Here is a 26,883-nt window from a genome sequence, read left to right on the forward strand (position 1 = left end):
TGGAGCTGTCATGAGCCTCGATCCTCAGTATTTTGCCGAGCTATACGCCACCAATGAAGACCCTTGGGCCTTTCGCACCCGCTGGTATGAGAAGCGCAAACGCGAGCTGGTGATGGCCAGCCTGCCACGCCAGTGCTATCAGCGCGTATTCGAGCCAGCCTGCGCGAATGGCGAGCTCAGTGCGCTGCTGGCCGAGCGCTGCGCTGACCTGCTATGCCAGGACCTGGACCCGACGGCCGTAGGCTTGGCCCGGGAACGCCTGGCTCACGTGCACAACGCTACGGTCGAGCGGGCCCGGCTACCGGGGGACTGGCCGGGCGGCCGCTTTGACCTGATCGTGCTCAGCGAGGTGGGCTATTACCTTGATCCCACCGACTGGCTGCAGGTGATCGAACAGTCAGTGGCCAGCCTTGGCTACGACGGCACGCTACTGGCCTGCCACTGGAAGCACCCTATCGCGGGTTGCCCGCAGGATGGTCGCGAGGTGCACCGTATGTTGACCCGGCATTTGCCGTTGCATCTGCAGTTCCGGCATGAGGAGGCGGACTTTTTACTGGAGTGCTGGTCATGCCAGCCAAGCGTTGTCGATCTCGATGAGACGTGCCCATGATTGCCGTTGTCATCCCTGCACATAACGAAGCCCGCCGCCTTGGGCGATGCCTGCGGGCGGTGCTGGTGGCTGCTCAGCAAGCGCAGCAAGCGGGACTGCGCGTGGAAGTGCTGGTGGTGCTGGACCGCTGCAGCGACGGCAGCGCCGCCGTGGCGCGGCGTTTCGGTGTACACACGCTGGAGGTGGATGCCGGTAATGTCGGCATGGCACGTCGTGTTGGGGCGGCGCACATGGTCGAGCGTGGCGCCACGTGGCTGGCATGCACCGATGCAGACAGCAGGGTCCCGGCGCACTGGCTGCTGTCGCAGCTGGCCTGTAGCGCCGAGGTGGTTTGCGGCACCGTGCATGTCGAGTACTGGCAACCCTGGCAGACCGCCGCGCTGCGCAAGCTGTACCAGAGCCGCTACCAGACGTGTGAAGGGCATCGGCATGTGCACGGCGCGAACCTGGGGGTATGTGCCGATGCTTATGAGCGTGTGGGTGGCTTCCAGCCCCTGGCGGCGCATGAAGATGTGCAACTGGTCAGCGACCTGCAGGCCAGCGGTGCCCAGATCATCTGGACCGCCAGGCATAGTGTGGCCACCAGCAGCCGGCGCGATAGCCGCGCCCGCGAGGGGTTTGGGGATTACCTGGCCGGGTTACAGGCGCAGTCCTGAAATCACTGGGATTTCGGCAGTGTTCATGAAGCTTTGCGCGTTTTCTTCACCGGTTTCTTGCCACCCAGGCTGCGCTTGAGCAGTTCGGTCAGGTCGAGGATGTCCGCACCTTTCTCGGCCCCACCTGCGTCGCCCTTCTCCACCGCCTCGATCTTGCCCTTGCTGGCTTTCTCTTCCACCAGGTCCATGATCGTCTGGCGGAAGGCGTCATGATAATCCTCAGGCTTCCAGGGCCCGCTCATGTCCTCTACCAGGCGCTTGGCCATCTCCAGCTCGCGCTTCTCCACCTTACTGTCGGTGACGCTGGAGTCCAGCTCCAGCGTTTCCAGCCCTCGCACCTCTTCAGGCCAGCGCAAGGTGATCATCACCAGCGCATCGTCCAGCGGCCGCAGCAGCGCCAGGTGCTGCCGGGTATGCAATACCACGGTGGCCAGGGCCACCTTGCCGGTCTTTTCCAGCGTCTCGCGCAGCAAGGCGTACACCTTGCCGCCACGGCGGTCCGGTGTCAGGTAGTACGGCGTATCAAAATGCTGCAGCGGAATGTCGCCCGCTTCCACAAAGGAAAAGATATCGATCGTCTGGGTCGCTTCGGGCCGGGCCTTGCGGATCTCCTCCTCACTGATCACCACGTAGCGGCCCTTCTCGAACTCTACGCCCTTGACGATATTGTCCTTGTCGATTTCCTTGCCGGTCACCTTGTTCACCCGCTTGTAGCCGACCGGCTCCATGCTGCGCTTGTCCAGCCAGTCAAAATCCACACGCTCGGTGCGCACGGCGGTATTGAGTGCCACGGGGATGTGCACAAGGCCAAAACTGATGGCGCCTTTCCAGATTGCCCGAGCCATGAGGGTGCTCCCAGAGTTGCCTGCTGATACCAGAAGTGACTGCGCCGGGCGACAAAGGTTTAGCTGCCCTGCCCTGCGGCAACCGTCACGCCTGGCTGAACAGCACCCGTTTGAACGCTTCGGCCGCCAGGTGCACTTGCACTGCCCAATCCCCCGCGGCATCGCTGCCGGCGTCATCGGAAATGTATTTCAGGCACACGAACGGAATACCTTCGTCACGCGCGATCAATGCCAGCACGTAGGCTTCCATGTCGACCACGTCATAAGGTGCGTCGCCATGGTTGATCTCGAAGCTGTCACCGCTGCCACAGGTTTCCACAGCCAGGCCGGGAATTACCGCCCCATGCTCGAGTACCACCGGGGTATCGGACAAGGGCGTTTCATAGCGGGCAAAGCCCAGCGCGGTCACATCCATGTCGCGTTGTACGAAGCGGTTACAGCACACGACTTCGCCCTTGCCATGACGCTGGCTGCCAGCCGAGCCCAGGTTGACGATAAGTTTGGGCCTGCGCGTTGCGATCGCCTTGGTCAGGGCGATAGCGGCATTGACCTTGCCAATGCCGGTGAACACGGTGTTCACCTCGGTAAAGACATCGCCAGCCTCGGCCTCGAGGGCAAAGACGAACAGCGTGTCATCCAGGGAAATGTCGGGGAATTGCTTGATCAGCATCATAGAGCAGGTGTTTCCGAGTGGCTGCAAAGGGCGCGGCCATTGTCGGCCAACACAGCCTAAATGCAAGTCCCGGCGATATCGGCAGATTCGCTTTATTACGAGAGGTTCGGGCCGGTGGCGTTCAGCGACATTGCCATATTGGGTGCGCTTGTCAGTGGTGCGGCGGGCTCTCCATGCGCGCCTGGCGCCGGCCCAGCCAGCCACCTGTCGCGGCCCAGCCCACGGCAAGCAGCGCACCGATCAGCATCGCCAATTGCGGGTGCTCGCCCATCACGTCCAGTGCACGCTTGACCCAGCCGCTCAGGGCATCGCCACCACGGTAGACCACCGTGTCGATGAAGTTCTTGGCTTTGTACTTGTCCTCGGCGGGCAGCACGGTGAACAGCATCTCCCGCCCCGGCCGTACCAATGCGTATTCACCCGCCCGACGCACCACCATTACCACCACGAACAGGGCGAAAACCGGGGCCAGTGCCAGCCACAAGAAACCGGCAGCCATCACCAGCGGCACTGCAACCAGCAACACACCGACCCCCAGCCGACGGGCCAGGCGCCCGGTAAGAAAGACCTGGGTAAGGATGGCCAGGGCCTGCACAACCGTGTCGATCAGCCCGAATACCTGTGTCTGCCGGGTGCGGTCAGTGAAGGTTTCGCTGACAATACGCGCCTGCTCGAAGTACAAGAATGTGCTGACGCTGGCCAGCAATACCACGAACAAAGCGATGCCTAGCAGATAGGGCGAGCGCAGGACGGCGGTGGCGCCGGTAAACGGGTTGCCACCCAGTGGCCGCGCGTCCTGGTGTTTGGTTTGCATCGCAATGGGTTGGCGTGCTCGCCAGCGTTGTAGAAACAGTGTCGCGCCGACACTGCCCAGCAGCAATACCGCGGCCAGCACCAGCAACCCGGCATGTCCGAGCGGCGCCACCAGCAAGGTGCCAAGCATGGGGCCACTGAGCCCGCCCAGGCTGGCCCCGGCTGCCAGCAGGCCGAACAGCCGCTTGCCTTGGGCGGTGGAAAACAGATCGGCGAGCACGCTCCAGGCCAGCGAGATCGTCAGCAAATTGAACACCGACAGCCAGATGTAGAAAGCCCGGGCGGTCCACAGATCGTCAGGGTTAGCGGCCAACAGTGCCGCGAACAGCAACAGGTTGCTGGCGAAAAAGCCATAGGTCCAAGGCAGGATATGCCTGCGCTGTACCTTGGATGCTAGCCAGCCAAACAGCGGCAGGCACGCCAACGTGGCAATGAAGGTGCCGGTGAACAGCCACTGCAGGTTTTCCACGCCACCGGCAACGCCCATGGTCTCGCGCACCGGGCGCAGCATGAAGTAACCGGTGAACAACAGGTAGAACAGCAACAAGCCGGCGACTACCGCCGCCCCCTCACCAGGCTGGATGTTCAGCGCTTGGTCCAGGCGCCGCCGCCAGGCTTGCATGGTGTCAGGCAAACTGCTTGATCAGCGCCTGTTGCTGCGCCTGGGTGAGCATTGGCCCATGCCCGGCCTTGAGCTGATCGAGCTGGCGGTCAGGCCGACTGGTAGCAGGTATGACCGTGGTCACTGCAGGGTGGCTGATGGCGAACTTGAGAAATAGCTGTGCCCAGCTGCCGATGCCTGCTTCGGCGGCCCAGCCCGGCAAGGCCTGGCCCTTGACCCGGGCGAACAGCCGGCCATCGTCGAAGGCCCGGTTGATGAGTACCGCAACACCCTTGTCCTGGCACAGTGGCAGCAGTTCACGGGCGGCGTCGGGAGCATTGACCGCGTAGTTGATCTGGATGAAGTCCAGCGGCTCGCTGCGTACGATACGGGCAACGTCGTCGTGGCCACTGTTCAGGTAATGGGTGATGCCGACATAACGTGTCCCGCCCTGCTGCTTCAACTCGCGGGCATAAGGCAGCTGGGTCTGCCAGTCACGCAGGTTGTGAATCTGCAGCAAGTCCACCTTGTCGGTACGCAGGCTCTTGAGGCTGCCGAACCACTGCGCCTGGGCTTCAGCCCGGCTATTGGCGGCGATTTTGGTGGCAATGAAGCACTGGCGGTGCCAGCCGCCCTCTTCCAGCAACTGGCCGAGAATGCGGTCGGCCCCCCCGTAGTTGGGCGAGGTGTCGATCACCCGGCCGCCGCCTTCGAAGAACGCCTTCAGCACGGTTTTGAGCTGAAGGTATTGGGGTGAACCGCTTACTACCTCGAAACTGCCGGAAGTACCGGCACCGATCACCGGCAACGCTTCACCGGTGGACGGTATTTTACGGGCTAGCAAACCAGCCGGCACCGCAGCGTGCAGCCAAGGGCTGGCAGCAGCCAGCAACCCCAATGCTGCACCTGCGCGTAGGACATCACGACGTGCGTACACGGAAAATCTCCCGTCATAAACCGGAAACTTTCAAGGCTAGCCGCTCTGTCACTCGCCTGCGGGTGTTTCTGTATCTGGATGTTTAGAGATCAGGCCCGCAGCAACAGGCTCAGATCAACACCCGTCTCGCCCATCGGCGGGCACCAGTAGTAGCCACCCGTCAGCGGGCGGCTAAAGCGGTACAGTCCGTCGATGATGCCGTCTTCCAGGCCACTCATGCGCCGCAACTGCACTTCGAATGCCTCGAAGCTTTTGCCCAGAGCGACGAAAGCCAGGCCGGCGCCGCGTTGGTCGGCCCAGGCTACCGAGCGACGGACCATGAACGCCTCGGGTTCAAAGCTTTCCTGGGCGGTGCGTTTGACGTGCGCGGACTCCGGGGCGTCGTCGAGCTCTTCGTTGTCGCTCAGGCGGCGGCCGATGATGTTGTCCTGGTCAGCCTGGGGCAGCGACTTGAAGTATTCCAGGTCGTGCTTCCACAGCTGGAACGCGGCAAAACTGGAGCCATCGGCGGCAATGGCCGCTTGTACGGCATCTTCGTCCACCGGGTTTTCGGTGCCGTCTTCGTAACCGGTAAGGTCATGGCCACCCCTGTGCAGGAAGCCATCAACGCTGTCGGCCAGTTGCAGGGCCGGTGCCAGCGCCTGCTCCAGGGCCTGGGCGCGCAGCAGCAGGTCGCCACGTTCGTCGCCACGCAGCCACAGCCACAGGGCGTGTTGAGTGCTGGGGTTCTCCACTGCGGCATCCAGCAGTGGGAATGGGCGCAAGCCTGGTATTTCAAGGCCCAGGGCCTTGGCCAGCGGGGCGCCTACGCCGAGCAGCAACTGTTCGCCATCGACCTGCGGCAGCAAGGCATCCAGCGCGGCAGGCAACGCCTCGGGCGTCTGCAGGGTGAAGAACAGGTGACGGGCGTGGGCCGGCACCGGGGTGGCAAGCAGACCTTGCTGGAACGGCATATCAGGCTAATCCTAAGGTAAAAACGGAATGCTACTTCGCCTGCATGCCTGCTGCAATGCGGCATGCAGCCTCGCCAGCTGCTGCACGTGGTAACAAACGGTTACCAAGAGCTGGCCCTTTGCAATTAGCTATCAATCAGGGCCGACCTACACTGCTTCAGATCCTTCGCCCGAGAACGCCCTCATGACTGCCTCGCCCCTGCTCACTGCGTTTCTGCCGCTTGCCCTGGGCATCATCATGCTTGGCCTTGGGTTGTCACTGACCCTGGCTGACTTCGCTCGCGTGGTGAAGTACCCAAAGCCCGTGGTGGTGGGCCTGGTGTGCCAGATCCTGCTGTTGCCGCTGGTGTGCTTTCTGATCGCCAATGGCTTTGGCCTGGAATCAGCCCTGGCGGTGGGGCTGATGCTGCTGGCTGCTTCGCCGGGCGGTACCACGGCCAACCTGTTCAGCCATCTGGCCCACGGTGACGTGGCGTTGAACATCACCCTGACGGCGGTCAACTCACTGATCGCGATCCTGACCATGCCGTTGCTGGTGAACCTGTCGCTGAGCTGGTTCATGGCCTCGGACCAGGCTATTCCACTGCAGTTCGCCAAGGTCATGCAGGTGTTCGCCATCGTCTTGCTGCCGGTGGCGCTGGGCATGCTGATTCGCCACTTCGCCCCGGCGTTCGCTGCCCGCATGGAAAAACCGATGAAGCTGGTGGCTGCGCTGTTCCTGGCCTTCACCATCGTCCTGGCACTGGCCAAGGACTGGCAGACGGTGGTCGAGTACGCACCGGTGGTGGGCCTGGCGGCGCTGCTGTTCAACCTGCTGAGCCTGACGGTGGGCTATTGGGTGCCGCGGCTGTTGAACATTCCCAAGCGCCAGGCGATTGCCATTGGTATGGAAATTGGCATCCATAACGGGACCTTGGCGATTGCCCTGGCGTTGAGCCCTTCGCTGCTGAACAACGCGACCATGGCGGTGCCGGCTGCGTTGTACAGCTTGATCATGTTCTTTACCGCGGCCGGTTTTGGCTGGTGGGTGAGCCGCGGGCATGTGGCGGAAGAGCCCAAGGGAGAACCAGTGAACTGACGTCACTCAATGCCCGGCAGGTGCCGGGCCTGTCAGGGATGCGTCACGATTGGCTGCGCCTGCTGCGCAGCTGCTGCTTCAACACCTTCAGCGGCGGCGCATAGAAGAACCCGAACGACACGCTCCCCGTGCGCCCCTTCACCGCATGGTGCAGGCGGTGCGCGCGGTGCAAGCGTTTCAGGTAGCGGTTGACCGGCCGCGGCTTGCGCGGCCAGTGCCGGTGAAAGAAGCCGTCGTGGGCCAGTACATACAGTGCCCCATACCCTGCCACACCACCGCCCACCCACTGCAAAGGCGCATAACCACTTTTGCCCAGCGCCACCAGCGCCGTGGCGATCAGCCCCAGGGCCACCAGGTACAGGTCGTTGGTTTCGAGCATGCCCAGGTGTGGCTCATGGTGCGATCGGTGCAGCCACCAGCCCCAGCCATGCATGATGTACTTGTGAGCCAGCGTACCAACGCCCTCCATGGCCACCAGGGTGCCGAACAATATGGCGAGATTGAACAGCATGGAACGGTCCGGGTGATGGCAAAGGAAGGCGCAAGGTTACCGGCTGCCCAGGGTTTTTTCCATGTGGGCGTGACCGGCAGCAGGCCGTTCCCGGATGAAGCCATTGTCATGTTTTTGCCCTTGACCTGCTCTGCCCTGCGGCGTATGGTCCGCGACGCAATTTTGCCTTCCTCAACAGGAGACCTGCCTTGGACAGTAGCCCCAGTCGCTTGCGACAGGCCCGCGTAGCGCGCTAGCCCGGCAATGTTCTGCACTGTCTGGCCGCGCTGGCAAGACGGTGGTTTCCTGTAACCCCCGCTTCTCCTTCCCTCCTCGTGGTCCTGCGCAATTTTCTGGTTTTTCAACCGCGCCAACTGATGGCGTTCATGCAGGCGTGTGCCTGCGGAAGAGGTTTGCTATGGATTGGAAAGTATTTCTGCTGCGCGTCAGCATTGCTTTGGTGCTGGGTGCGCTGATCGGTGCCGAGCGGCAATTGCGCCAGCGCCTGACCGGCCTGCGCACCAATGCGCTGGTCAGTACCGGTGCCTGCCTGTTCGTATTGATGACCCAGGCGGTGCCAGGCATGGCGCCTGCTGATGCGTCGCGCGTCGCAGCCTATGTGGTGTCGGGCATCGGCTTTCTCGGCGGTGGTGTGATCATGCGCGATGGTTTCAATGTGCGAGGCCTGAACACCGCGGCCACCTTGTGGTGCACGGCTGCGGTCGGCGTGCTGTGCAGCCTTGGGCTGATGATGGAGGCGGCACTGGGCAGCCTGGTGGTGCTCTGCGCCAACATCTTGTTGCGTGACATCGCCCAGCGCCTCGACCGTCAGGACGTGGTGCCGGCCAGCGAGGTGGAACAGCACTTCGAAGTCCGTATCGTCTGCCGCGGCGAGGACGAGATCCAGGTGCGTAGCCTGATGTTGCACAGCCTGGGCGACCCACAACTGCGCCTGCAGTCGTTGCAGAGCCAGGACCTGGACAACCCTGCGCACCTGGAAGTGCGCGCCGAGCTGTTGGGCACCGCGCAGGCACCGGCGCAGCTGGAGCGCCTGGTCAGCAGGGTCAGCCTGGAGAAAGGTGTAAGCTCGGTGCGCTGGCAATTACAGCCGCAGGTGCTGGCGACGGATTAGAACGACAGGAGTGATTCATGCTTATCCGCCCTACCCTTGAACAGGACATTGAATGGCTGCCGGACGTCGAGCGTTCGGCAGCCCAGGCTTTTGTCAACTGGCCGGCACTGGCCTGGCTGGCGCAAGGCGAAGTCATGGATTGCGCGGCGCACAGGGCTTTCGTCGAGGCAGGTGGTAGTTGGGTGGCGCAGGACGCGGCTGGGTGCATTGTGGGTTTTGCATGCGCCCGGCTGGCGGATCAGGCATTGCACCTTCATGAAATATCGGTGCGCCAGGAGGCCCAAGGGCAAGGTGTCGGGCGCCGGTTGCTGCAGCAAGTGGTCGATGCAGGGCGCTGCGCCGGTGTACGTGAGCTGACACTGACCACCTTTGTGGATGTGCCTTGGAATGCGCCGTTCTATGCACGTTTCGGGTTTGAGATGCTTCAGGAAAGGCGGCTTGGCGAACGGCTCCGGGGCATTCTGGCCAGCGAGTATGCTCACGGTTTCAGTGGGCGTTGTGCAATGCGTCTGCGCGTTTCGCCGCCTCTCACCCTATAGTTCAGTGTCGCGCGGTCGAAACCCGCAGCAAAAAAGATTAAACCTTTGCCACGGCTTCACCCTCAACCGTACGCGACACTGAGGTCGCGCCACGGTTTAAGGAGTGAAGCATGAATAACCTCTTCATCAGGCATGTTGGTTTTTCCATGGTCTTGGGCCTGGCATCGATGCAGGCAATGGCCGCGACTTCCGATGATTTCGTCGATGCAGCCACCGAGGCCGGCATTGCCGAAGTGGTGACTGGCAAGCTGGCTCAGGAGAAAAGCCAGAACGCCGAGATCAAGACTTTCGCTCAGCAAATGGTCACCGACCACACCCAGGCCAACCAGAAACTCGGCGACATTGCCCGCAAACTGGACATTTCGGTTCCGGATGAGGCCGCGATGACCGACAAGATCAAGAAAATGATCCTGGAGTGGCGCGACGAGTCCTTCGACAAGTCGTACCTCAACAACCAGGTCGACGCTCACGAAAAAGCGGTGGAACTGTTCAAGAAGGAGGCTGCATCGTCCGACAAGGCCGAGCTGAAGGCCTTTGCCAGCGAAACGCTGCCCAAACTCGAACAGCACCTGGAGCAGGCAAAAGCCCTCCAATCCAAGCACGGCAAGTGAGGCCGCACATGAGTAACGATGCATTGAAGACCGAAGTACTTACCCGCCTGTTGCATGCGCACCCCGAAGGGCTAGGCAAGGAAGTGCTGGACAACTACCGCGGCGAAAAGGCGGTGGCCGGCATGCTCAAGACGCTGCAGGAAGCCGGTTTGATTCACGACGGGAGCGTGGCAGTAAGCAGTGATCACCAGATCAGCGTGCACTATCCGATCAAGCTGTCGGCGGCAGGCGTAGAGGCCGCCAGGCGCGCCGAGGGCTGACACTTGCCTGGTCTGGTCTTGTCGCCAGCAAGCCCGCCCCGAGGGATAACGCATGGCTTGCCGGCGACAAGGCCAGTCATCAAGGCCGTGGTTCACTCCTTTTTCTCAATGTCTCCAGGCAGCTTGGCCGGCCCCTGTGGGTCGACTTGAGGGTCTTCGACATCCGGTGAATCGGGGTCGAAACCAAGGTCCGTCTTTTTATCGGCCTGCTCGGTCGAGTGAGGCCCCTCTTTGCGTGGTGGTTGAGATCCAGGCATGGCGTTGTCTCCGGTGAGTGTCTAGGGAAGAAACCACCCGCCAGGAAAAGTTTGATTAATCTGCAACCGAGGCCAACTGCGCCCGACACTGTGCCAACGCCTCGTCGCGTGCCTTCAACTGTTCCTCAAGCCACTGCAACTGCCGCGCCTGCTCGGCGCACACGTCGCGCCTGGCTTCCAGGCTCTGGGCTTGCACATCCAGCTGCCGGCGCATCTCTTCGCTGGCGCCTTGTGCCTGGGCCAGGATCGTGCGCAGGCCCTGGATCTGCGCATCGCGCTGCTCCAGCAACTCATCCTGTGCCCGGCATTCACTGGCCGCCTGACGGTGCTCTCCCAGTAAACGCTCATTGTCGCGGTGCAAACGGGTAAGTTCGTCCTGCTTGACGATCATGCCCTGCTGCAACTGGCGCAACTCCACCTGCATCTGCTGCAACTGCGCTTCATGGCGGCGCTGTTCCTGCTCGCGCTGTTCACGGCTGGCATTGCGGTAGTGCTCCAGGGCGTCGCGGGCATGGCGGTGCTTGTCTTCCAACGATTTGACCTGCTCGTCCTTGTCAGCCAGGCGCACCTGCAACTCACCCAGCGACTGGTTGAGGCTGGCACTGCGCAGCTGTTCGGCTTGCAGCGTGCTCTGGGTGGACAACAGTTTTTCTGTCTCAGCAGCCAATGCCGCTGCATCGATCTTGTGTTGCTGGTGCGCTGCTGCCAGTGCCTGCTGGGCGATTTCCAGTTGCGCCTCAAGCGTCTCGCGCTGTTGCGTGAAGGTGCTCTCGGCCTGCTCGATCTTCAGGTCGGCCTCGTCCTGCAACTGGGTTGCCAGTTGCCCAACCAGGCGGCTCAGCACATCGCTCAGCGCGACCCCTCCTTCGGAAGCCACCGGCTGCTGGCCGTTCAGTTCCTTCAGGTAGCGGTGAATCGTGGTTTTGGAGCCGGTATTGCCCAACTCGATACGTATGGCATCGATGCTGGGGTTTTCGCCCCGGGCAATCAGCGCCTGACGCGCCTGCTGCACTACCACCTTGTTGATACCGCCACGGGCCATGCTTGCTCCTACGATTTTGTACTGTGTTATGTAACATGTAATTACGTACCAATTATGGCGATACCAAACCTCACCTGCAAACATTTCCTCAGGTGAAATAATCACGGCTTATCGTATGTGAGCCTAAAAATCGCTTGGATTCAGCCGACGCAGCAGCGCTCATGACTAAATCTGTTGAAAATCGCGAACTGAAGGCTGTGATACAGGCGAGCAGGCGTTTTGGTAAGACTGAGCCGCCAGGCATCTCGCGTGGGGTAGTGGCTGGCCCAGGGAGCTTCACAGTCGTGACCGCCTCGAAGGCCTGCATCGGTCCGGCGTTTGATCTCTGCGTTGAGCCGCTCAAGCGGATTGGTATCGCGCAACTGCCGCCGGCGCGCCTTGGGAAATGCCGTACGCGCCAGCACTTCATCCTCGCAGCCGTCCATGAGCATCGCGATCTTGGGATACTTCTCGCGTAACCGATCAGCGATACCCGGCCACTGCTGGACGAGTTCAGCGTTAAGTCAAGCCAACATGGGCACCCGCATGCGCTCAATGAAGTGCAATCCAACGCGTGGTTTACCCAGACTGTTTTATCGGCCCAAGTACCAACAGCACAACATCATCGAGCGCATGTCTGGCTGACTGAAGGGAACCGCCGGGTCGTGACACCCTTCGACAGGCTTACGAAAAGCTATGCCGTAGTTGTCTCGCTGGCTTGTCCATGCGGTGTTTGCGACATCTGCATTCGTACAGAGCCTAGAAATGCACCTTGATCAATGCACTCAACGCGTTCTGATCGGTCGGAAAACCGTGGCTGTCTTCGATGCCATATTTGTCGGACCAATAGTCCCACTCGATTCCCGCATAGAAACGCGCCGGCGCTTGCCCCATCGCCTTACCGACGTCGTACTTGATCTGGGGGTTGAAGTGGAAACTCTTGGCTACATAGTTCGAGGTACCCTTCGTCCCCACATCATTGACGTACCACTCCAGATAACCGTCGAACAAAATGTCTGAGCGGCCGAGCGGTATCGTCATGGCCCAGGTCGGGTTGATCTGCCACTGTCCAGACGCTTTACCGGTGATCCCATCGGGCTTGCGGTAGTAAGTGTTCAGTGAAAAACGATCAAATCCAGGCAGGTTCAGGTCAACAGCGGGCCCAAGCAGGTACTTTCGATTGCGCCCTTCTCCGCGCTCATAGGTGGCAGCGATCAACACATCCTTGACGATGCCATAGCTGAGACGGTGGCCACTGATTTTGCCGAGCGACAGTCGCGGTGAAAACTCGCCGTAATAGGTGTAGCCATCGTTGCCGGACAAGCCGTTGGACCACTTGATGCAAAGGGCCAAGGCCGGCGAACGCGCCAAGGCCCGCCATGCTGGCGGCGATCTGGAGGGTGGTGCCCATGCCGCCAGCGTGGAGGACGTTGTGCGCTGGGGCACAGCAGGTGGCGCTCAGGTGCTGGGCCTGGACGCCATCGGCACGCTGCAGGTCGGCATGGCGGCGGACTTGGCGATCTATCGCCTCGATCAACCCCGCTACTTCGGTCTGCACGATCTGGGCATCGCGCCAGTGGTTGGCGGTGGCCGTCCGACGCTGCGGGCATTGCTGGTGGGCGGCCGCCTGAGCGTGGAAAACGATGCGCTTCCTGGCTTGGACCTCGCCGAACTGGGCAGCCAGGCACGCCAAGCTGTACTTCGTCTGCAACAGGCCGCGGGGGTACGCGCATGAGCTGGACGCCTCTGCAGGTGCGGGCCCTGCGCCTTGAAGCCGACGACGTGCTAGGTGTGGAACTGGCCCCGCCGAGTCCTGCTCCCCTGCCCTTCGACTGGGCACCCGGTGCTCATGTGGACCTGCGCCTGGGCAATGGCGTGGTACGCCAATACTCAGTGGTCAGCCTGCCCGAGGACGGTCATGTATACCTGGGCATCAAGCGCGAAAAAGCCTCCCGCGGCGGCTCGCAATGGCTGCACGAGCACCTGCGGCTGGGTGCCCGGGTGGAGGTGGGCCTGCCGCGCAACTTCTTTAACCTGCAACCTGGCACTGGACAGGTCGTCTTGGTGGCCGCAGGCATAGGAATCACGCCACTGCTCGCCATGTACCGGCAATGCCAAGCGCAAGGTCGGTCGGTGCGCTTGCTGTTTTTCACCCGCGATGCCAAACAGGTGCCTTTTGTCCAGTACCTCGATGCGAATACCGAGGTTCATGCAGGCTTGCGCGCCCCGATGATCGCCGGGTACCTGGAGGAACACCTGCCGGCCTGGGACGGCAGCGCAAGCCTCTATTGCTGTGGCCCTGCAGGTTTCATGGATTGTGTTGAGCACGTCGCGCTGGCAAGCGGCTGGCCAACCACGGCGCTTCATCGCGAACATTTCCAGGCCGCAGAGCCCACCTTGCACGTGGAGCGTCACTGCACACTGGTGCTACAGCGCAGTCGTCTCCAGGTCGAGGTGCAACCGGGCGAAAGTTTGGTACAAGCAGCATCGCGGGCTGGCGTGGAGCTACCCGTGTCATGTGGGATGGGTATCTGCGGCGCCTGTGTCAGCCGGGTCATCGAGGGGCAGCTTGATCACCGCGACGAGTACCTCAGCGATGTCCAGCGCAACAGCGGAGAATGGATAACGCCCTGCGTATCGGGCTGCCACAGCGCCCGGTTGGTGCTGGACGTTTGACCATCGCCCGCAGCTGCCCGACGGCCAACGGCTGACGGCAGTTGCGCACGCCCGCTCCTTTCGGCCCATGGCTTTGTCCCTAATCGAAGATCGCTACCGCCCGGACGAAGCCGGCTGAGGCATGCCGGATCTTGTAAGGGAAGCAACTTACCAGAAACCCATCCGCCGGTAGCTGCTCCAGATTGGCCAGCTTCTCCATCTGCCCATAGCCGATATCACGCCCGGCCTTATGGCCCTCCCAAATGATCGAGGCGTCGCCCGTTTCACTGAAGCGTTCGCGGGTGAACTTGAATGGCGCATCCCAACTCCAGGCATCGGTACCGACCACCCTCACCCCGCGCTCCAGCAGGTACAAGGTCGCCTCGCGGCCCATCCCCACTCCGGCTTCGAGATAGCCTGGCTGGCCGAACAAGCTGCCCGCGCGGGTGTTGACAAGCACGATCTCCAGCGGCTGCAGCTCATGACCAATACGCGCAAGCTCCGCCTCGACCTGCGCCGCAGTGACCACGTGGCCATCCGCCATATGACGAAAATCCAGCTTCACCCCCGGCTGCAGGCACCACTCCAGCGGCAGTTCGTCGATGCCGAAGGCCGGCTTGCCACCGTCGGTGGTGGATGCGTAGTGCCAGGGCGCGTCCATGTGAGTACCGCTGTGAGTGGTGATCTGCAGGCGCTCCGCCGCCCAGGACTCGTCGCCCGGCAGGTCCTCCTTGCGCAGCCCGGGAAACATCGCGGCCATCTCCGGCCAACCCTGCTGATGATCCATATAATCGATCTTCGGCAGCAAAGGTAGCGGATCAGTGTAAGGGTTGTTGTCCAGGGTGACAGACAGGTCCAGCAAGCGACGTGTGTTCAAGCTCATACGAGGATTCCTTTGCGGATGGCCGCGCGACGGGTGTGGCGCGGCGGCAAGTCGAGGGCATTACGCAGCAGCCCGGCCACTGAACCGTCGTGGCAGAAGCCCAGTTCGCGGGCAAACGAGGTACGCAACGGTGGGTAGCGGCCAAACAGGCTTTCGAGCTGGGGATCGGGGGCGAAGGCGATGCGCTCACGGTTGGCCTCGCCAACAACAGCCGCCAGCCCGTTCAGCACCTGGGCGATGGTCAAATGCAGCACGGGCAGTTGCCAAACCCGCTGGCTGCCCGGGTCTTCCAGCTCGGCGGCGTGCAGCAGGTTGTCCACGCAACAACGGACCGACATCCACCAGGCGCTCGCTTCGGGTGACACCGGGCAGGTGTAGGCCTCCCCGGCCACATAGGCGTGCAACAGGTCGCTCATGAACGCCGAGCGCAGACCATTCGGCTCGCGGGGGCGAGCAACGATACCGGGCAAGCGCAAGGCGCGGCCGTCAACCTCGCCACGGCGGGCAAGGTCCTGCAACGCGATCTCCACCATGCGTTTGTGCGCCGCATAGGACAGCTGCGGCGACGCTGGCTGGCCTTCGTCCATGCGCGTCGGCAACTTGCCGCCGTACACCGCGACGCTGCTGGCGTACACCAGCACCGGTGGACAGAGGGGATTACGCAGTTGGTCGAGCAACTCCAGGCTTGCTTGCAGGTTTACCTGGTAACCCCGTTCGTACTGCGCCTCGGCAGCGCCGCCAGGCACGCTGACGAGATGGAAGACCACGTCGACACCATCAGCCAGCACCCGACGCAGCAAGGCCGCGTCAGTGACGCTACCGTGATGACGACGCAGGCGCGCGTCTTCGGGCAGGCCATCCAGTGCCTGATCCAGCGCCAGCAGTGCCTCGATTCGCCGCCCGCGCAGCTCGCCCAGGTCCAGCAGGCGCTGCACCAACTGGCGCCCGACGAAGCCATTGGCCCCGGTGACCATCACTCGCATGGCCAGCCTCCCCGCACCACGCGCTGGTCGATGGCCCCGAACAGCACCTCGCCCTCGGGCCCGCGAGCCTCCATGCGCACCCTGTCGCCAAAGCGCATGAAGGCCGTGCGCGGCGCACCGCAGGCGATGGTTTCGATGGCGCGGCGCTCGGCGATGCACGCCGAGCCCACGCTGCGCTCGGCGTTGGACACGGTGCCGGAGCCGAGTAGCGTGCCCGCACTCAAGCGTCGCGTCAGCGCCGCATGGGCAATCAACTGGTGGAAACCGAAGTGCATGGCGCCGCCATGCGGATGGCCGAACCACTCGCCGTTCCAGTGCACGTGCAGCGGCAAGTGCACCCGGCCGTCGCGCCAGGCCTCGCCGAGTTCGTCCGGGGTGACCGCGACGGGCGCGAAACTGCTGGCGGGCTTGGCCTGGAGAAAGCCGAAGCCGGTCTTCATTTCCCGCGGTGCCAGGGCCCGCAGGCTGACATCGTTGAGTTGCAGGATCAGGCGAACATGCTGCAAGGCCTGCTCCGCCGGGCATCCCATGGGTACGTCATCGAGCAACACCGCGAACTCGCCCTCGAAGTCGATGCCGTGGGCCTCGCTGGGCAAGGGTATGTCCGCGAGTGGCCCGAGAAAGTCATCGCTGGCACCCTGGTAAATCAGTGGGGTGTGCTCGACGCCTTCGATCGGGTCCAGGTTGAAGGCCTTCTGCATCAACGCGCCATGGCTGAGGAAGCACGAGCCATCCAGCCATTGGCTGGCACGCGGCAGGGGCGCAGCCAGTCGAGCGAGGTCGAGCGCGAAGGCACCCGCAACCGCATTGTCGTTGAGCTGCTGATACAGCGCCTGCAAGCGGGCTTCGACCTGGGGCCAGTTTTCCAGCGCGACCTGTAAGCTGGTGGCGATGTCGCTGGCATCGACCGCATGCCCGAGGTCACGGGCCACCACCAGCAGGCGACCATCGCGGCTGCCGTCGTCGAACGTGGCGAGCTTCATGGCAGCAGCTCCTTGAGCGTCTCGGCATAACGCCCATCGAGCAGGATGAAGACCATCCGGGCCATCTGTTCGCTGCGGTTGCTCCAGGCGTGGTTGGTACCGCGCTGGACCACGATATCGCCCCGTTTGAGGTGGACTTCGCCATCATCCAGCACCAGCCAGACCTCGCCCTCGGTAACGATGCCGTAGTCCAGGGTTTCGGTGCGGTGCATCAGCTTGTGCTTCGAATCGGCTTTGCCCGTGCCGGCACTCGCCTCGCCGATCTCGGCGAAGGCAGCGGCAGCATCTTCGGCACTGACCTGGTTCTGCACGCTGTCGGGCGGTATGTCCACCACGCGAATCACGCTGCCCAGCGGCCCAGGGCTCAATTGCAGCGGCTGCGCTGTCGGATCATTGCCGTTGTCCAGTGTCGCCGGGCTGCCGACACTGTTCCAGACTTCGTAGAAGAGGGTGCCAGGCACCGCCTTGAGTGGGAAGTTGTTCGGTGTCGGGCCGCAACTGGCGACGACCGCCTGGCCCTCGGCATCGTGGCCGGTGACTACACGTTTGAATGCAGGAAGCGATTGCATGCTGTCTCCTTTCAATTGCCGTCGCCGATGGTCGAGCCACCGTCGACAATAAGATTCTGTTCGCTGATGAACGCTGCGCCTTCAGCCATGGCCGGTAGCCGCGTGCTGGTCAGCCACATGGCGCTGCGCAGATAACGATTGGCACCGGCTCGCCCGCCAAGGAAACGTTCGCTCATCGTGCACCTGCCACCGTCACCGGCCGCCGGTCGCGCATCAAGGACAGGCACAAAGGCGCCAGCAGCAGTTGTCCGATGGCGACCAGCAGCAGTGCATGCGGCAGTTGCGTAGCCACACCAGCGGTCAATGCCAGGACGATCAATGGACTGACGAACTCACCCGCGAAAATCGCCGAAGTGAACCCACCCGTGGCACGGCCGCGCTGATCGAAGCCAACCTGCTGCATCACCAGGGTGATCAGCGTCGGCAGCAACAGCCCAACACCCAGGCCGTTGATCAGCACCGCCAGCACCACTGGCGCGTGGCTGCTCGCCAGCGCCATCAGGCCGCCACCGAGCCCCGCCGTGGCAAAGCCCAAGGCCAGCAACCGCCCAGCCGGCAAGCGCGCCAGTAAGCGAAAAGCCAATGCGCCGGCCAACACGCCGAGCTGGTTGGCGCCCATGGTCAAGCCGACCTGACGGGGCGCATCTATGTGCAGTAACTGCAGCACGTAACCGGCCTGTACCGGGACGATGAACAGGCTGACGCCAGCCAGCACGGTGAGCAGGTATAACGGCGTCAGGGCCGCCCATGGAAAACGCGAATCGACGGTGGCTTCGCTGGCGGTCTGGCAGGCACGCGGCTCCCACAACAGCAGGGCCATCAAGGGCAGGCACAGCGCACCCACCGCATAGAGGGTGAACGGTGTCCGCCAGTCGCTTTCCCCCAGCGCACCGCCCACGCCCATGAACAACGCCGCCGCCAATGAGGTGACCACCATCTGCAAAGCGAACAACCGCGCCCGGCGCTGGCCGTCGAAGTAGTCACCCATCAGCGTGGTGCAACAGGTCATGATGCCGGCTTCGGCCAAGCCGATGCCGGCGCGGCTGGCGACAATCAGCACCAGCGAATCCAGCCACAACGGCAGCAAACCGCACAGGCTGTAGAGCAACATGCTCGCCAGCAGCAGTGCTCGCCGCCCCACTCTGTCTGCCAACACCCCGGCCAGCGGCGCCAACAAGGCTATGACCAGTGCCGGCAACGTCAGGGCCACCGGCACCAGCACGGCCACGCCCGGCGTCTCGGCAAAATGCGCGTGCATGCGGGGTAGCACCGGTGCGATGAGCACCGCCCCCAGGACGGGCAGGCAACTGCCGAACAGCAACAAGGCAGCCTGGGCGCTTCCGGCAGTGCGTTCAGCGGCCATGGCTCACCTCCTCCAGCGGGCGAAAACTGGCGCCCTGCACCAGCATCCCGCTACTGCGCTCGCGCTTTGTGTGCTCATGCGCCGGCAATGCCAGCTGCTCGGTACATGCCTTGCGGTGCGGCAACAGGAAGTAGGCCAACGCGGGTAGCAGGATCAATGCGCCGACCATGTTCCAGACGAACATGAATGCCAGCAGCACGCCCATGTCGGCCTGGAACTTGATCGGCGAGAAGATCCAGGTACCAACGCCGATGGCCAGGGTGATACCGGTGAGCATGACCACCTTGCCGGTGAACAGCAGCGCGCGGTAATACGCCTGGGACAGGCTCGCACCTTGGCGCAGCTGGGCCAGCACGATGCTCATCACATACAGCGCGTAGTCCACGCCGATGCCGACCCCAAGGGCGATCACCGGCAGGGTCGCCACCTTCACGCCAATACCCAGCGCCACCATCAGCGCTTCGCAGAGGATCGAGGTGAGTACCAGCGGCAGCACCGCGCAGAGCACCGCGCGCCAGGAGCGGAAGGTCACTAGGCAGAGCACGATCACCGCGGCGTAGACCCACCAGAGCATGTCGCGGTTGGCCTGCTTGACCACCTGGTTGGTGGCAGCCTCGATGCCTGCACTGCCGGCAGCCATGAGGAAGCTGGCCTGCTCGCTGTCGTTGGCCTGGGCAAACGCCTGGACGCTGTCGACCACCCGCGCCAGGGTGTCGGCCTTGTGATCGGTCAGGTAGGCATAGAGCGTCAGCAGGCTGCAGTCGTCGTTGTACAGCCCGCGCGGGGCACCGGCGGTGACCATGTTCAGGGTCGCCTGGTTGTTGACCAGGTCATACCATTTCGGGCTGCCTTCGGAGAGGCCGACCAGCACCCGGCGGTTGAGCAACGCCAACGAGTTTGTCGAGTCCACGCCCTGCAGGCCACGCAGTTGCCAGTCGAGGTCATCCACGTGTTTCAAGGTGCCGTAGGCCGAACAGCCACCGGGAGCGGTGCGCACCATCACCGCGAACACATCGCTGCTGGCGCCGTAGTGCCGGGTGACGAAGGCATTGTCGCGGTTGTAGCGCGAATCGGCGCGCAGCTCGGGAGCGCCGGCGTCGAGGTCGCCGACCTTCAGGTGCAGGCTCACGGCGTAGCCCCCGGCAGCCATCAGCGCAGCGACGGCGATGCACGCCGCCGCCCAGCGCCGGCGGGTGAACAGGTCGAGGAAGCGCCACACCGCATGCTTGCCCGCTCCGCTGGCCTCGGCCTCTTCAGCGCGCAGGCTGCGCCGCGCCGCACGGGCACTGACGCCCACGTAGGAGAGCAGCACCGGCAGCAGAATCAGGTTGGTGAAGATCAGCACCGCCACGCCCAGGCTGGCGATGACGGCCAGGTCCTGGATCACCTGTATCTGAATGATCATGAGCACGGCAAAACCGACCGCATCGCATAGCAGCGCGGTGAGCCCGGCCAGAAATAACCGGCGGAAGGTGAACCGCGCTGCCACAAGGCGATGCATACCGCGGCCGATGTCCTGCATGATGCCGTTCATCTTCTGGGCGCCATGGCTCATGCCAATGGCGAACACCAGGAACGGTACCAGCACCGAATAGGGGTCGAGCGCGTAACCCAGCAGTGGCAGCAGGCCGAGCTGCCAGATCACTGCCACCAGCGAACACACCACCACCAGCGCGGTGCTGCGCACACAGCGGGTGTACCAGTACAGCACGGCGGCGGTGATGGCAATGGCGGCGGCAAAGAACAGCAGGATCTGCCGCAGGCCGTCCATGAGGTCGCCGACGACCTTGGCGAAACCGGTGATGTGGATCTCCACCCCCTGCGCCTGGAAGCGCTCGCGCAGGGTTTCCAGCTCATGGGCGAAGGCCGTGTAGTCGAGGGCCTGGCCGTCCGGGGTCTTCTCCAGCAGCGGCACGTAGACAATGCTCGAACGCTGGTCGAAGGCCACAAGTTGACCAATCTCGTTGGAGCGTTCCACGTTGCGCTTGAGCGCTTCCAGGCTAGCGGCAGCGCCATCGTAGCCGTCGGGCACCACCGGGCCACCTTCCAGGCCCTCCTCGGTGACTCCGGTCCAGCGGGTGGACGGCGTCCACAGCGACTTCATCGCCGCACGGTCGACGCCAGGCAGCAGGTATACCGCGTCGTTGAGCTGCTGCAGGCTGTGCAGGTATTCCTTGTCGTAGATGCTACCGCGCGGATTGGCCACGGCGATGCGCACCGCGTTGCCCAGGCCGGCGAGTTCCTGGCGGTGCTCCAGGTAGTTGTGGATGAACGGATGATCGCGCGGGATCATCTTCTCGAAGCTGGCATTGAGGGTCAGGCGCGAGGCCTGCCAGCCGAGCAGCAAGGTCGCCGCCAGGCACAGCAGCAACACCAGCACACGGTGGTTGAAGAGCGCACGTTCCAGCAGCGAGCCGGACGCGCTGTCGAAGTCGTCGAGATGGCCGCTGGAAGGCGCAGATGAATTCATGACGTGCATGGTTCAGTCCGTCGTGGTGGAAAGAGAGGAAGGTTCCAGGCGGCGCGCACCGGCCATGCCGACGGCGACGATGGAGCCATCGGCGGCGGTGGTAGCGGCGGTCAGTGGCAGGCCATCGGAGACCGCCACGGGCTGGGCGACAAAGGCGCCGAGGCCGCTGCGCAGGAGCATCCCTGCCTGGTTGGCGAGCAACAACTGGTCACCGGCGACGCGCAGGCCGTTGATCGATGCCGGGATCGGGTTGGCTAGCGCCTGGAAACTGTCGCCACCGTCGTCAGAGGCGAACAGCGAACCGCGCAGGCCGCCGAGCAGCAGACTGCCATCAGGCAACACGGTGGCGGCGAAGTAGCTGCCATCGTAGGGCCCGTGCAGCGCCTCGTAATGCTCACCGCCATCACGCGAGCGAAGCAGCAGGCCCTGCTCGCCGGCGATGTACACCTGGTTGCCTTGGCGCGCCAGGGCATACAGGTGCAGTCCACGCCCGTTCGGCAGTCGGCCGATCTCCGACTGCCAGCTCCGCCCGCCGTCGGCGGTGCGCATGGCCAGCCCGTAGGCACCCACGACCAGGCCGTTGCGGGCATCGGTGAAATTCAGGGCCAACAACGGCTTGTCCGCGCCGTCAGCCAGCAGCCGTTGCGCCGCCGCCATGCGACGCTCGTCTGCGGCAGCCTCGGCTGCCTGCACCTCCAGGGCGGCGGCGCGCTTGCCGTCGAGCTGCACGCTCCAGTGCTCACCACCGTCCTGGCTGTGCAAGACCACGCCGGCATGGCCGACTGCCCAGCCGTTGCGGGCGTCGATGAACTGCACGGCGGTCAGGCTGACACTCACCGGCACGGCAGTGGCCTGGCGCCAGGTGGCACCATTGTCATCGGACAGCAGTACCACGCCACGTTCACCCACCGCGACCAGGCGTGCATCGGCCCGGGCCACATCCTGCAACACCGCACGCAGGGCCTGGGGGCCGTGCAGCGCGGGCTGCGCGAGAATATCCACGCTGTCACCGGCGAACGCCGGCGGCAGCCCGCAACAGGCTGCCAGCAGCCAGCCGTAGAGCATCTTGTTCATCGCACGCAACCTTTTGTTCTTAGAGTCGGTACTGCACCTGCGCAGCGCGCCTGCTCAGCGCACACCCTCGCCGGCCATGGCGTCGGCGGTGAACACCGAGTCCTTGTAGGGCGGCACGATGCGGTACTGTTCGTTCTTGCCTGCGAACAGGTCACCGGCGAACCAGGCACCGGAGAGCAGGTCGTAGAAGCCGTTGGTCAAGGTCACCACGCCCGGCAGGTCAGGCAGCACCACCGGCGAGGTCCAGACCACCTTGGCCAACTGGTTGCGGGCGTCATAGCGCTCGCCCAGCACGGCAGCCCAGGTGTCTTCGTCGAGGTAGTAGGTGCTACGCGGCATCACATGACGCTGGCCATTCTTCAGCGTCGCCTCCACCACCCACACACGGTGCAGCTCCCAGCGGATGGCGTCGGGATTCAGGTGATGGGGGGCCAGCAGCGCCTCGGCGTTGCTGGCGGTGAACACCTTGTTGGCGTTGTAGGGGATGTACATCTCCTTCTTGCCCACCAGCTTCCAGTCGAAGCGATCAAGACGACCGTTGAACACGTACAGCTCATCGAAGCTCATGACGCCGGCGGTGGCCGGGGTCGGCGTGTCGCAGCAGGCGTTGGGCAGGCGACGCACACGGCGCTGACCAGGCAGGTAGGTCCAGACCGCAGCTTTGTCGGCGTTGAGATTCTCAAGGCCGGTAATGGCCTCCCCGGCACGCAGGGGCGGGCCGTCGTTGGTCATGCGGATGGACCAGAACACACCCTTGTCGCCACTGCCACCGGGCAGGTACCAGGGCATCTGCAAATCGGCCCGCGAGTCATTGGTGAGCACGTGCTTGCCGTCGGCGGTGGTCAGGTACTGATTGAAGCTGGCATGCCAGGACGCACCCCGCCAACGCAGCAGGTGGTTCCACATGGCTTCCACGCCATTGGCCGGGATCGGGAACGGGATGCCACCGGATGCGCCTTCGGGCATGGGGCCGGCGGGGCCGTCCACCAGCTTGCCGCTGGTGGCGTTGGCGAGGGTGGCGTCGTACACCGACTGCGGAGCGGCAGCGCTGCGGCGTGTCGGGTAGACGTCGAGACGATAGCTGTCCGGGTACTTCTTCAGCATGGCCTGGATGCCCGGCGTCAGCTTGTCGGCATACTGCGCCATGTTCTGCGCGGTGATGCTCAACAGCCGCTTGTCGCTGGCGAACGGATCGCCACGCTTGCCGCCTTCCTTATAGGCCGGGTCGGCCTGGATGTAGCCACCGGTCCAGGCAGGAATGCTGCCATCCGCATTGCCGGCCCGCTCGCCACCGAGCGGGGTCAGGCTGGTCTTGAGCATGGCCGCCTGCTCGGCGGGCACTGCGGCAACGGCGCCGTGGGCCAATAGCAGCGAGGCACTCAGGGCAGTGAGCAGGGAAACGACTTTATTATTGTGTTTCATCGGGTGGTCCTCGGTCAGAAGGTGCGGCTGACAGTGAAGGCGATGAAGTCGCGGTCTTTGAGCGACTGTTCGAAGGTGTAGTGGTTATCGGCGTCGAGGAAGGTGTTCTCCGGGCCGTAGTAGTGCGTGTAGGTCAGACCCAAACTCCAGGTGTTGAGGTAGTTACCTTTCAGGCCGATGTTCAGGTCACCGCCATGATCGGTACCAAAACCGGTGCCCAGCGCCATGGACGCGCCGTTGGTGTAGCTCGCGCCGATCGGCACCGACAGGTCGAGACCCGGTAAGATCTGCCGGTACATCGGTTCGAACACCAGGCGCAGGCTGGTGGCGTCACGGTCGGCGTTAGGGTCAACGGCATCGGCGTTCTTGCTCACGCTCATCACCCGGTTCCAGGCGATTTCGCCGAGGAAGCTTGACTCGGCAGCGATGAAGTTCGGCTCCAGGCTGGCAAGCCAGGAGAAGTTGGCGTGCAACGTGCGGCCGGTGGCGTAAACCGGGTTATCGTCATTGTCGATCGCCTCGCCCACGGCCAACGCATGCTGGTTGGTCGAGGCCAACGGCTGGTTCCAGCGCGTTGACAACTCACCGGCGAGGTTGAAGTTGCCAACGGTGGTGGAGAAGCTCGCACCGAACACCTCGATACCCTCGGGATACACCCAGTAGAACTCGCCGGCCTTGCCGCTGACCGGGTCGAGGTTGGCGAAGTCCGGGCGTACGTTAAGTTGCGGCGACTTGTCGTGAAAGCGGATGGCGTATAGGCCCCAGTCGACAGTCTCGGTGCGCCAGCGCACCTGCACGCCGCCCTGCCCTGAGTCCTTGGCTTGCTTGTCGTTGCCGTGGAAGAACGCCAGAGGTTGGCCACCGGGGAACACCGGCGCGCCGACGAACATGCGCTCGGCGCCATCACCAAAGAAGTCGTCTGTGGAGAAATAGCTGCCCGCTGCCGGCAGGCGGTTGGCCTCCCACTCGAACTGGTAGTAGGCCCCCACCGACACATCCGGCGTCAGTTGGAGTTGTCCGGAAATCTGCTGTACCGGACGGATCAGTTCCTTGAACTGCGTGTTGGGTACCGACAGCCCCTTGACCACGTCCACCGGAGCCATGCCGCCGGCAATGCCGTTCATGCCAAAGAACAGGCTCTCGCCCCACTGCATGGCGTATTGACCCAAACGGCCGGACAGCGGCATGTCGCCGATCTCGGTCTTGCCGAAGATAAAGGCGTCGAGCAGCTCGCCCTTGCGTCCATGCAGCTTGCGCGTGTCGTCGGTGAACGCGTCGTAGTCGACCGAATAACTGTTGGCACGGCCAGGGTCGTTGTTGTCAGTCCCTTGGTTGTAGACATCGTCGTACCAGGCCGCGCCGCTGACCCGTGCGCCGACGTTGTTGTAAGTAATGTCCAGTTCCGACAGCAGGTCGAGGCGGTTGGAGATCAGGCCTTTGTCGAAGTTGCGGTCACCGTCGTCCAGGTTCAGCGCGGTCTGCCCTTCGGTGAGCTTGCTGCTCGCGTCCTGTGTACGCCAGGCGGCGCTGTATTTCAGCGTATTGTCCCAGCGCACCCGCAGGTCGGGGTTGCCGGTATCGAATTCGAAGGCCTGGGCCTGGCTTGCGGCCAGCGCGACAAGCGCCAGGCTGAGGGGCTTGAGCGCCGGTAACGGCCGTGTGAATGCACCTTTGCGAGTCAACATCGGGGTTTCCTCTTTCTTTTTATTGTGCGTCGGTGTTGGCATAGGGCCGGCGCGCCGACAAGGCAGGGCGTGCCGGGTACGGGGAGTCAGATCGGCTGCGCGGTGACCTCCAGCATGCGCTTGACCAGGCCGATGCGGTCGAAGGAAGGATCGCGCTGGATCTCCTTCACACCTGCCAGCAGGGACATTTCGCTGATGAACTTGCAGCGCTCGAAACGCCGGCCCATGAAACGCTGCAATTGCGCGTCGAGGCTGCCACCCGCGGTGAGTTCTTCGGCGAGCACCACGGCGTCCTCAATGGCCATGCCAGCCCCCTGCCCCAGGTGTGGCGTGGTGGCATGGGCGGCATCCCCGATCAGCAGCACTCGACCGTAGTACCAGGGTTCGTCGACAAACACCGCTTCAAGCGGCTTGTAAACGACCCCGGCGTTGTCGACGATCTGCTCGCGCAATTCGCCGATCAGCCCGCCGAAACCGGCCAGGCGCTGGCGAAGGCCATCAGCCAAAGCGGCCGGTTCCATCCAGGGGTTGCCCGGCTCGTGGGAGGTGGTGAAGAGGTACATCAGGTCATCGGCCAGCGGAACCAGCCCCGCGTTGCCAGAGGGTCCTTGGTAGTTGGCAAGGTGGTCGATACCTGCCGCACGCGGGAAGTTGTAGCGCCACACCGACTGCCCGGTGAAACGCGGCTGATAACGATCACCGAACAGCACGCTGCGGACTTTCGAGAACAGCCCGTCGGCGCCGACCATGAGACCGTAGCGCCCCTGGCTGCCATCGGTGAACAGCACGTCCACTGCGCTGTCGTCTTGCTCGAAGCTTTCCACCGAGGTGCCCAGGCGCACCTGGGTGCCCAGTTCGATGGCAGTTTCGCTCAACACCTTGTGCAGGGCGCGGCGCGAGATACCCACATTGGCCGGATACTGCGGACCGGCCAGGCGCTGGCCAGGGATGCGCGCCAGTTGCTGCCCTTCGGTGGTATAGATGGCCACGTCCTCGAAGGCGTAGGCCGCATCAAGGTAGGCTTCGAGCAGGCCCAGCCGGTGCATCTCGCGCACCACATTGCTCTGTTGAATGATGCCGACGCCGTAGACGGTCCACTCGGTTTTCAGCTCGACCAGATCGACGGCGATGCCCTTGCGGCGCAAGGCGATGGCGGCACACAGCCCGCCAATTCCGCCGCCCACGATCAACACGTTGTTCACAGTATTCATGGCATGTCTCACGTTTTGTTCTTGTTGTGCGCCCCGTCATGCGGGGCGGCCGTTTCCTGTGCCTATGCACAGCTTCCCGCCTGCGCCGGTCCATGACCAATCGCGTCGC

General features: G+C 63.4%; 27 protein-coding genes and 3 pseudogenes. 9 read left to right on the forward strand and 21 right to left on the reverse strand.

Features of this window, described 5'->3' with window-relative positions; genetic code table 11:
* The first annotated feature begins 10 nt into the window (after window positions 1–10).
* Window positions 11–610 (forward strand): class I SAM-dependent methyltransferase, encoded by a 600-nt coding sequence (locus INQ47_RS02855; protein WP_404701031.1) that lies wholly within the window; start codon window positions 11–13, stop codon window positions 608–610.
* Entirely contained in the window at window positions 607–1,266 is a 660-nt protein-coding gene (locus INQ47_RS02860) for a glycosyltransferase family 2 protein (RefSeq protein ID WP_252461354.1), read from the forward strand. The genes INQ47_RS02855 and INQ47_RS02860 overlap by 4 nt, the downstream gene beginning before the upstream one ends.
* Before the next feature lie 23 nt (window positions 1,267–1,289).
* Here INQ47_RS02860 and INQ47_RS02865 read toward each other — a convergent pair whose 3' ends face one another.
* The 5 genes from INQ47_RS02865 to INQ47_RS02885 all read right to left on the reverse strand — a co-directional run bounded on the left by INQ47_RS02865 (window position 1,290) and on the right by INQ47_RS02885 (window position 6,088).
* Window positions 1,290–2,111 (reverse strand): Ku protein, encoded by an 822-nt coding sequence (locus INQ47_RS02865; RefSeq protein ID WP_209966132.1) that lies wholly within the window; start codon window positions 2,109–2,111, stop codon window positions 1,290–1,292.
* An 85-nt stretch (window positions 2,112–2,196) separates the two neighbouring features.
* Complete coding sequence (locus tag INQ47_RS02870) at window positions 2,197–2,784, reverse strand: nucleosidase (protein WP_252461353.1); 588 nt, start codon at window positions 2,782–2,784, stop codon at window positions 2,197–2,199.
* Window positions 2,785–2,935: 151 nt separating this feature from the next.
* Complete coding sequence (locus INQ47_RS02875; RefSeq protein ID WP_404701032.1) at window positions 2,936–4,219, reverse strand: NTP/NDP exchange transporter; 1,284 nt, start codon at window positions 4,217–4,219, stop codon at window positions 2,936–2,938.
* Window positions 4,220–4,223: 4 nt separating this feature from the next.
* Window positions 4,224–5,135: an aldo/keto reductase gene (locus INQ47_RS02880; protein WP_404701033.1), complete on the reverse strand. Its 912-nt coding sequence runs from the start codon at window positions 5,133–5,135 to the stop codon at window positions 4,224–4,226.
* 89 nt (window positions 5,136–5,224) lie between these two features.
* Window positions 5,225–6,088: a Dyp-type peroxidase gene (locus INQ47_RS02885; RefSeq protein WP_404701034.1), complete on the reverse strand. Its 864-nt coding sequence runs from the start codon at window positions 6,086–6,088 to the stop codon at window positions 5,225–5,227.
* A 184-nt stretch (window positions 6,089–6,272) separates the two neighbouring features.
* On the opposite strand from INQ47_RS02885, the gene INQ47_RS02890 reads away from it, so the two are divergent.
* Window positions 6,273–7,166 (forward strand): bile acid:sodium symporter family protein, encoded by an 894-nt coding sequence (locus INQ47_RS02890; RefSeq protein WP_252461348.1) that lies wholly within the window; start codon window positions 6,273–6,275, stop codon window positions 7,164–7,166.
* Between the two features lie 43 nt (window positions 7,167–7,209).
* Here the strand turns inward: INQ47_RS02890 and INQ47_RS02895 are convergent, their stop codons facing one another.
* Entirely contained in the window at window positions 7,210–7,677 is a 468-nt protein-coding gene (locus INQ47_RS02895; protein ID WP_004374446.1) for a sterol desaturase family protein, read from the reverse strand.
* A 397-nt stretch (window positions 7,678–8,074) separates the two neighbouring features.
* Between INQ47_RS02895 and INQ47_RS02900 the strand changes: the two genes are divergently transcribed.
* From INQ47_RS02900 to INQ47_RS02915, 4 genes are all read left to right on the forward strand, one after another.
* On the forward strand, window positions 8,075–8,788 hold the full coding sequence (locus INQ47_RS02900; protein WP_209966146.1) for an MgtC/SapB family protein: 714 nt from the start codon (window positions 8,075–8,077) through the stop codon (window positions 8,786–8,788).
* Window positions 8,789–8,805: 17 nt separating this feature from the next.
* Complete coding sequence (locus tag INQ47_RS02905) at window positions 8,806–9,327, forward strand: GNAT family N-acetyltransferase (protein ID WP_404701035.1); 522 nt, start codon at window positions 8,806–8,808, stop codon at window positions 9,325–9,327.
* A 110-nt stretch (window positions 9,328–9,437) separates the two neighbouring features.
* Window positions 9,438–9,938 (forward strand): DUF4142 domain-containing protein, encoded by a 501-nt coding sequence (locus INQ47_RS02910; protein ID WP_404701036.1) that lies wholly within the window; start codon window positions 9,438–9,440, stop codon window positions 9,936–9,938.
* An 8-nt stretch (window positions 9,939–9,946) separates the two neighbouring features.
* Window positions 9,947–10,198, forward strand: coding sequence for a hypothetical protein (locus tag INQ47_RS02915; RefSeq protein ID WP_004374436.1), 252 nt, complete (start codon window positions 9,947–9,949; stop codon window positions 10,196–10,198).
* A gap of 92 nt (window positions 10,199–10,290) precedes the next feature.
* Here the strand turns inward: INQ47_RS02915 and INQ47_RS02920 are convergent, their stop codons facing one another.
* The 4 genes and pseudogenes from INQ47_RS02920 to INQ47_RS02935 all read right to left on the reverse strand — a co-directional run.
* The gene (locus INQ47_RS02920) at window positions 10,291–10,455 is read right to left on the reverse strand and encodes a DUF6021 family protein (RefSeq protein WP_404701037.1); all 165 of its coding nucleotides are present in this window, start codon (window positions 10,453–10,455) and stop codon (window positions 10,291–10,293) included.
* Between the two features lie 55 nt (window positions 10,456–10,510).
* Complete coding sequence (locus INQ47_RS02925) at window positions 10,511–11,497, reverse strand: DNA-binding protein (RefSeq protein WP_404701038.1); 987 nt, start codon at window positions 11,495–11,497, stop codon at window positions 10,511–10,513.
* Window positions 11,498–11,802: 305 nt separating this feature from the next.
* Window positions 11,803–11,982 (reverse strand): annotated as a pseudogene (locus INQ47_RS02930) (transposase); the annotation flags it as partial.
* A 253-nt stretch (window positions 11,983–12,235) separates the two neighbouring features.
* Window positions 12,236–12,814 (reverse strand): annotated as a pseudogene (locus tag INQ47_RS02935) (hypothetical protein); the annotation flags it as partial.
* On the opposite strand from INQ47_RS02935, the pseudogene INQ47_RS02940 reads away from it, so the two are divergent.
* Window positions 12,813–13,211: pseudogene (locus tag INQ47_RS02940) on the forward strand (amidohydrolase family protein); the annotation flags it as partial. The pseudogenes INQ47_RS02935 and INQ47_RS02940 sit on opposite strands and share 2 nt — an antisense overlap.
* Complete coding sequence (locus INQ47_RS02945; protein WP_404701039.1) at window positions 13,208–14,152, forward strand: PDR/VanB family oxidoreductase; 945 nt, start codon at window positions 13,208–13,210, stop codon at window positions 14,150–14,152. The pseudogene INQ47_RS02940 and the gene INQ47_RS02945, both read left to right, overlap by 4 nt.
* A 79-nt stretch (window positions 14,153–14,231) precedes the next feature.
* Here INQ47_RS02945 and INQ47_RS02950 read toward each other — a convergent pair whose 3' ends face one another.
* The 11 genes from INQ47_RS02950 to INQ47_RS03000 form a co-directional block, all read right to left on the reverse strand.
* The gene (locus tag INQ47_RS02950) at window positions 14,232–15,014 is read right to left on the reverse strand and encodes a cyclase family protein (RefSeq protein WP_404701040.1); all 783 of its coding nucleotides are present in this window, start codon (window positions 15,012–15,014) and stop codon (window positions 14,232–14,234) included.
* Window positions 15,011–15,997 carry an NAD-dependent epimerase/dehydratase family protein gene (locus INQ47_RS02955; protein WP_392461321.1) on the reverse strand — a complete coding sequence of 329 codons (987 nt, stop codon included), beginning with the start codon at window positions 15,995–15,997 and terminating at the stop codon, window positions 15,011–15,013. Before INQ47_RS02955 ends, INQ47_RS02950 begins: the two co-directional genes overlap by 4 nt.
* Window positions 15,988–16,980: a fumarylacetoacetate hydrolase family protein gene (locus INQ47_RS02960; protein WP_404701041.1), complete on the reverse strand. Its 993-nt coding sequence runs from the start codon at window positions 16,978–16,980 to the stop codon at window positions 15,988–15,990. The genes INQ47_RS02955 and INQ47_RS02960 overlap by 10 nt, the downstream gene beginning before the upstream one ends.
* Window positions 16,977–17,549, reverse strand: a complete 573-nt coding sequence (locus tag INQ47_RS02965; protein ID WP_014862035.1) for a cupin domain-containing protein — start codon at window positions 17,547–17,549, stop codon at window positions 16,977–16,979. The genes INQ47_RS02960 and INQ47_RS02965 overlap by 4 nt, the downstream gene beginning before the upstream one ends.
* Before the next feature lie 11 nt (window positions 17,550–17,560).
* Window positions 17,561–17,725 carry a hypothetical protein gene (locus INQ47_RS02970; RefSeq protein WP_404701042.1) on the reverse strand — a complete coding sequence of 55 codons (165 nt, stop codon included), beginning with the start codon at window positions 17,723–17,725 and terminating at the stop codon, window positions 17,561–17,563.
* Window positions 17,722–18,912 carry an MFS transporter gene (locus INQ47_RS02975; RefSeq protein ID WP_404701043.1) on the reverse strand — a complete coding sequence of 397 codons (1,191 nt, stop codon included), beginning with the start codon at window positions 18,910–18,912 and terminating at the stop codon, window positions 17,722–17,724. The genes INQ47_RS02970 and INQ47_RS02975 overlap by 4 nt, the downstream gene beginning before the upstream one ends.
* Window positions 18,902–21,391: an RND family transporter gene (locus INQ47_RS02980; protein ID WP_404701044.1), complete on the reverse strand. Its 2,490-nt coding sequence runs from the start codon at window positions 21,389–21,391 to the stop codon at window positions 18,902–18,904. Before INQ47_RS02980 ends, INQ47_RS02975 begins: the two co-directional genes overlap by 11 nt.
* 3 nt (window positions 21,392–21,394) lie before the next feature.
* Window positions 21,395–22,456: a WD40/YVTN/BNR-like repeat-containing protein gene (locus INQ47_RS02985; protein WP_404701045.1), complete on the reverse strand. Its 1,062-nt coding sequence runs from the start codon at window positions 22,454–22,456 to the stop codon at window positions 21,395–21,397.
* A gap of 54 nt (window positions 22,457–22,510) precedes the next feature.
* Complete coding sequence (locus INQ47_RS02990; RefSeq protein ID WP_239607661.1) at window positions 22,511–23,878, reverse strand: DUF1329 domain-containing protein; 1,368 nt, start codon at window positions 23,876–23,878, stop codon at window positions 22,511–22,513.
* 14 nt (window positions 23,879–23,892) lie between these two features.
* Window positions 23,893–25,563 carry a DUF1302 domain-containing protein gene (locus INQ47_RS02995; protein ID WP_404701046.1) on the reverse strand — a complete coding sequence of 557 codons (1,671 nt, stop codon included), beginning with the start codon at window positions 25,561–25,563 and terminating at the stop codon, window positions 23,893–23,895.
* Between the two features lie 86 nt (window positions 25,564–25,649).
* Window positions 25,650–26,774, reverse strand: coding sequence for an FAD-dependent oxidoreductase (locus tag INQ47_RS03000; RefSeq protein WP_404701047.1), 1,125 nt, complete (start codon window positions 26,772–26,774; stop codon window positions 25,650–25,652).
* Window positions 26,775–26,883 lie beyond the last annotated feature (109 nt).

Source organism: Pseudomonas sp. 3HC3 (genome assembly GCF_044904505.1).
Classification (GTDB): domain Bacteria; phylum Pseudomonadota; class Gammaproteobacteria; order Pseudomonadales; family Pseudomonadaceae; genus Aquipseudomonas; species Aquipseudomonas putida_Y.

Coding starts and splice junctions, on each gene's coding strand:
- INQ47_RS02855 (WP_404701031.1), top strand. CDS start 11: ATGAGCCTCGATCCTCAGTATTTTGCCGAGCTATACGCCACCAATGAA.
- INQ47_RS02860 (WP_252461354.1), top strand. CDS start 607: ATGATTGCCGTTGTCATCCCTGCACATAACGAAGCCCGCCGCCTTGGG.
- INQ47_RS02865 (WP_209966132.1), bottom strand. CDS start 2,111: ATGGCTCGGGCAATCTGGAAAGGCGCCATCAGTTTTGGCCTTGTGCAC.
- INQ47_RS02870 (WP_252461353.1), bottom strand. CDS start 2,784: ATGATGCTGATCAAGCAATTCCCCGACATTTCCCTGGATGACACGCTG.
- INQ47_RS02875 (WP_404701032.1), bottom strand. CDS start 4,219: ATGCAAGCCTGGCGGCGGCGCCTGGACCAAGCGCTGAACATCCAGCCT.
- INQ47_RS02885 (WP_404701034.1), bottom strand. CDS start 6,088: ATGCCGTTCCAGCAAGGTCTGCTTGCCACCCCGGTGCCGGCCCACGCC.
- INQ47_RS02890 (WP_252461348.1), top strand. CDS start 6,273: ATGACTGCCTCGCCCCTGCTCACTGCGTTTCTGCCGCTTGCCCTGGGC.
- INQ47_RS02895 (WP_004374446.1), bottom strand. CDS start 7,677: ATGCTGTTCAATCTCGCCATATTGTTCGGCACCCTGGTGGCCATGGAG.
- INQ47_RS02900 (WP_209966146.1), top strand. CDS start 8,075: ATGGATTGGAAAGTATTTCTGCTGCGCGTCAGCATTGCTTTGGTGCTG.
- INQ47_RS02905 (WP_404701035.1), top strand. CDS start 8,806: ATGCTTATCCGCCCTACCCTTGAACAGGACATTGAATGGCTGCCGGAC.
- INQ47_RS02910 (WP_404701036.1), top strand. CDS start 9,438: ATGAATAACCTCTTCATCAGGCATGTTGGTTTTTCCATGGTCTTGGGC.
- INQ47_RS02915 (WP_004374436.1), top strand. CDS start 9,947: ATGAGTAACGATGCATTGAAGACCGAAGTACTTACCCGCCTGTTGCAT.
- INQ47_RS02920 (WP_404701037.1), bottom strand. CDS start 10,455: ATGCCTGGATCTCAACCACCACGCAAAGAGGGGCCTCACTCGACCGAG.
- INQ47_RS02925 (WP_404701038.1), bottom strand. CDS start 11,497: ATGGCCCGTGGCGGTATCAACAAGGTGGTAGTGCAGCAGGCGCGTCAG.
- INQ47_RS02945 (WP_404701039.1), top strand. CDS start 13,208: ATGAGCTGGACGCCTCTGCAGGTGCGGGCCCTGCGCCTTGAAGCCGAC.
- INQ47_RS02950 (WP_404701040.1), bottom strand. CDS start 15,014: ATGAGCTTGAACACACGTCGCTTGCTGGACCTGTCTGTCACCCTGGAC.
- INQ47_RS02955 (WP_392461321.1), bottom strand. CDS start 15,997: ATGCGAGTGATGGTCACCGGGGCCAATGGCTTCGTCGGGCGCCAGTTG.
- INQ47_RS02960 (WP_404701041.1), bottom strand. CDS start 16,980: ATGAAGCTCGCCACGTTCGACGACGGCAGCCGCGATGGTCGCCTGCTG.
- INQ47_RS02965 (WP_014862035.1), bottom strand. CDS start 17,549: ATGCAATCGCTTCCTGCATTCAAACGTGTAGTCACCGGCCACGATGCC.
- INQ47_RS02970 (WP_404701042.1), bottom strand. CDS start 17,725: ATGAGCGAACGTTTCCTTGGCGGGCGAGCCGGTGCCAATCGTTATCTG.
- INQ47_RS02975 (WP_404701043.1), bottom strand. CDS start 18,912: ATGGCCGCTGAACGCACTGCCGGAAGCGCCCAGGCTGCCTTGTTGCTG.
- INQ47_RS02980 (WP_404701044.1), bottom strand. CDS start 21,391: ATGCACGTCATGAATTCATCTGCGCCTTCCAGCGGCCATCTCGACGAC.
- INQ47_RS02985 (WP_404701045.1), bottom strand. CDS start 22,456: ATGAACAAGATGCTCTACGGCTGGCTGCTGGCAGCCTGTTGCGGGCTG.
- INQ47_RS02990 (WP_239607661.1), bottom strand. CDS start 23,878: ATGAAACACAATAATAAAGTCGTTTCCCTGCTCACTGCCCTGAGTGCC.
- INQ47_RS02995 (WP_404701046.1), bottom strand. CDS start 25,563: ATGTTGACTCGCAAAGGTGCATTCACACGGCCGTTACCGGCGCTCAAG.
- INQ47_RS03000 (WP_404701047.1), bottom strand. CDS start 26,774: ATGAATACTGTGAACAACGTGTTGATCGTGGGCGGCGGAATTGGCGGG.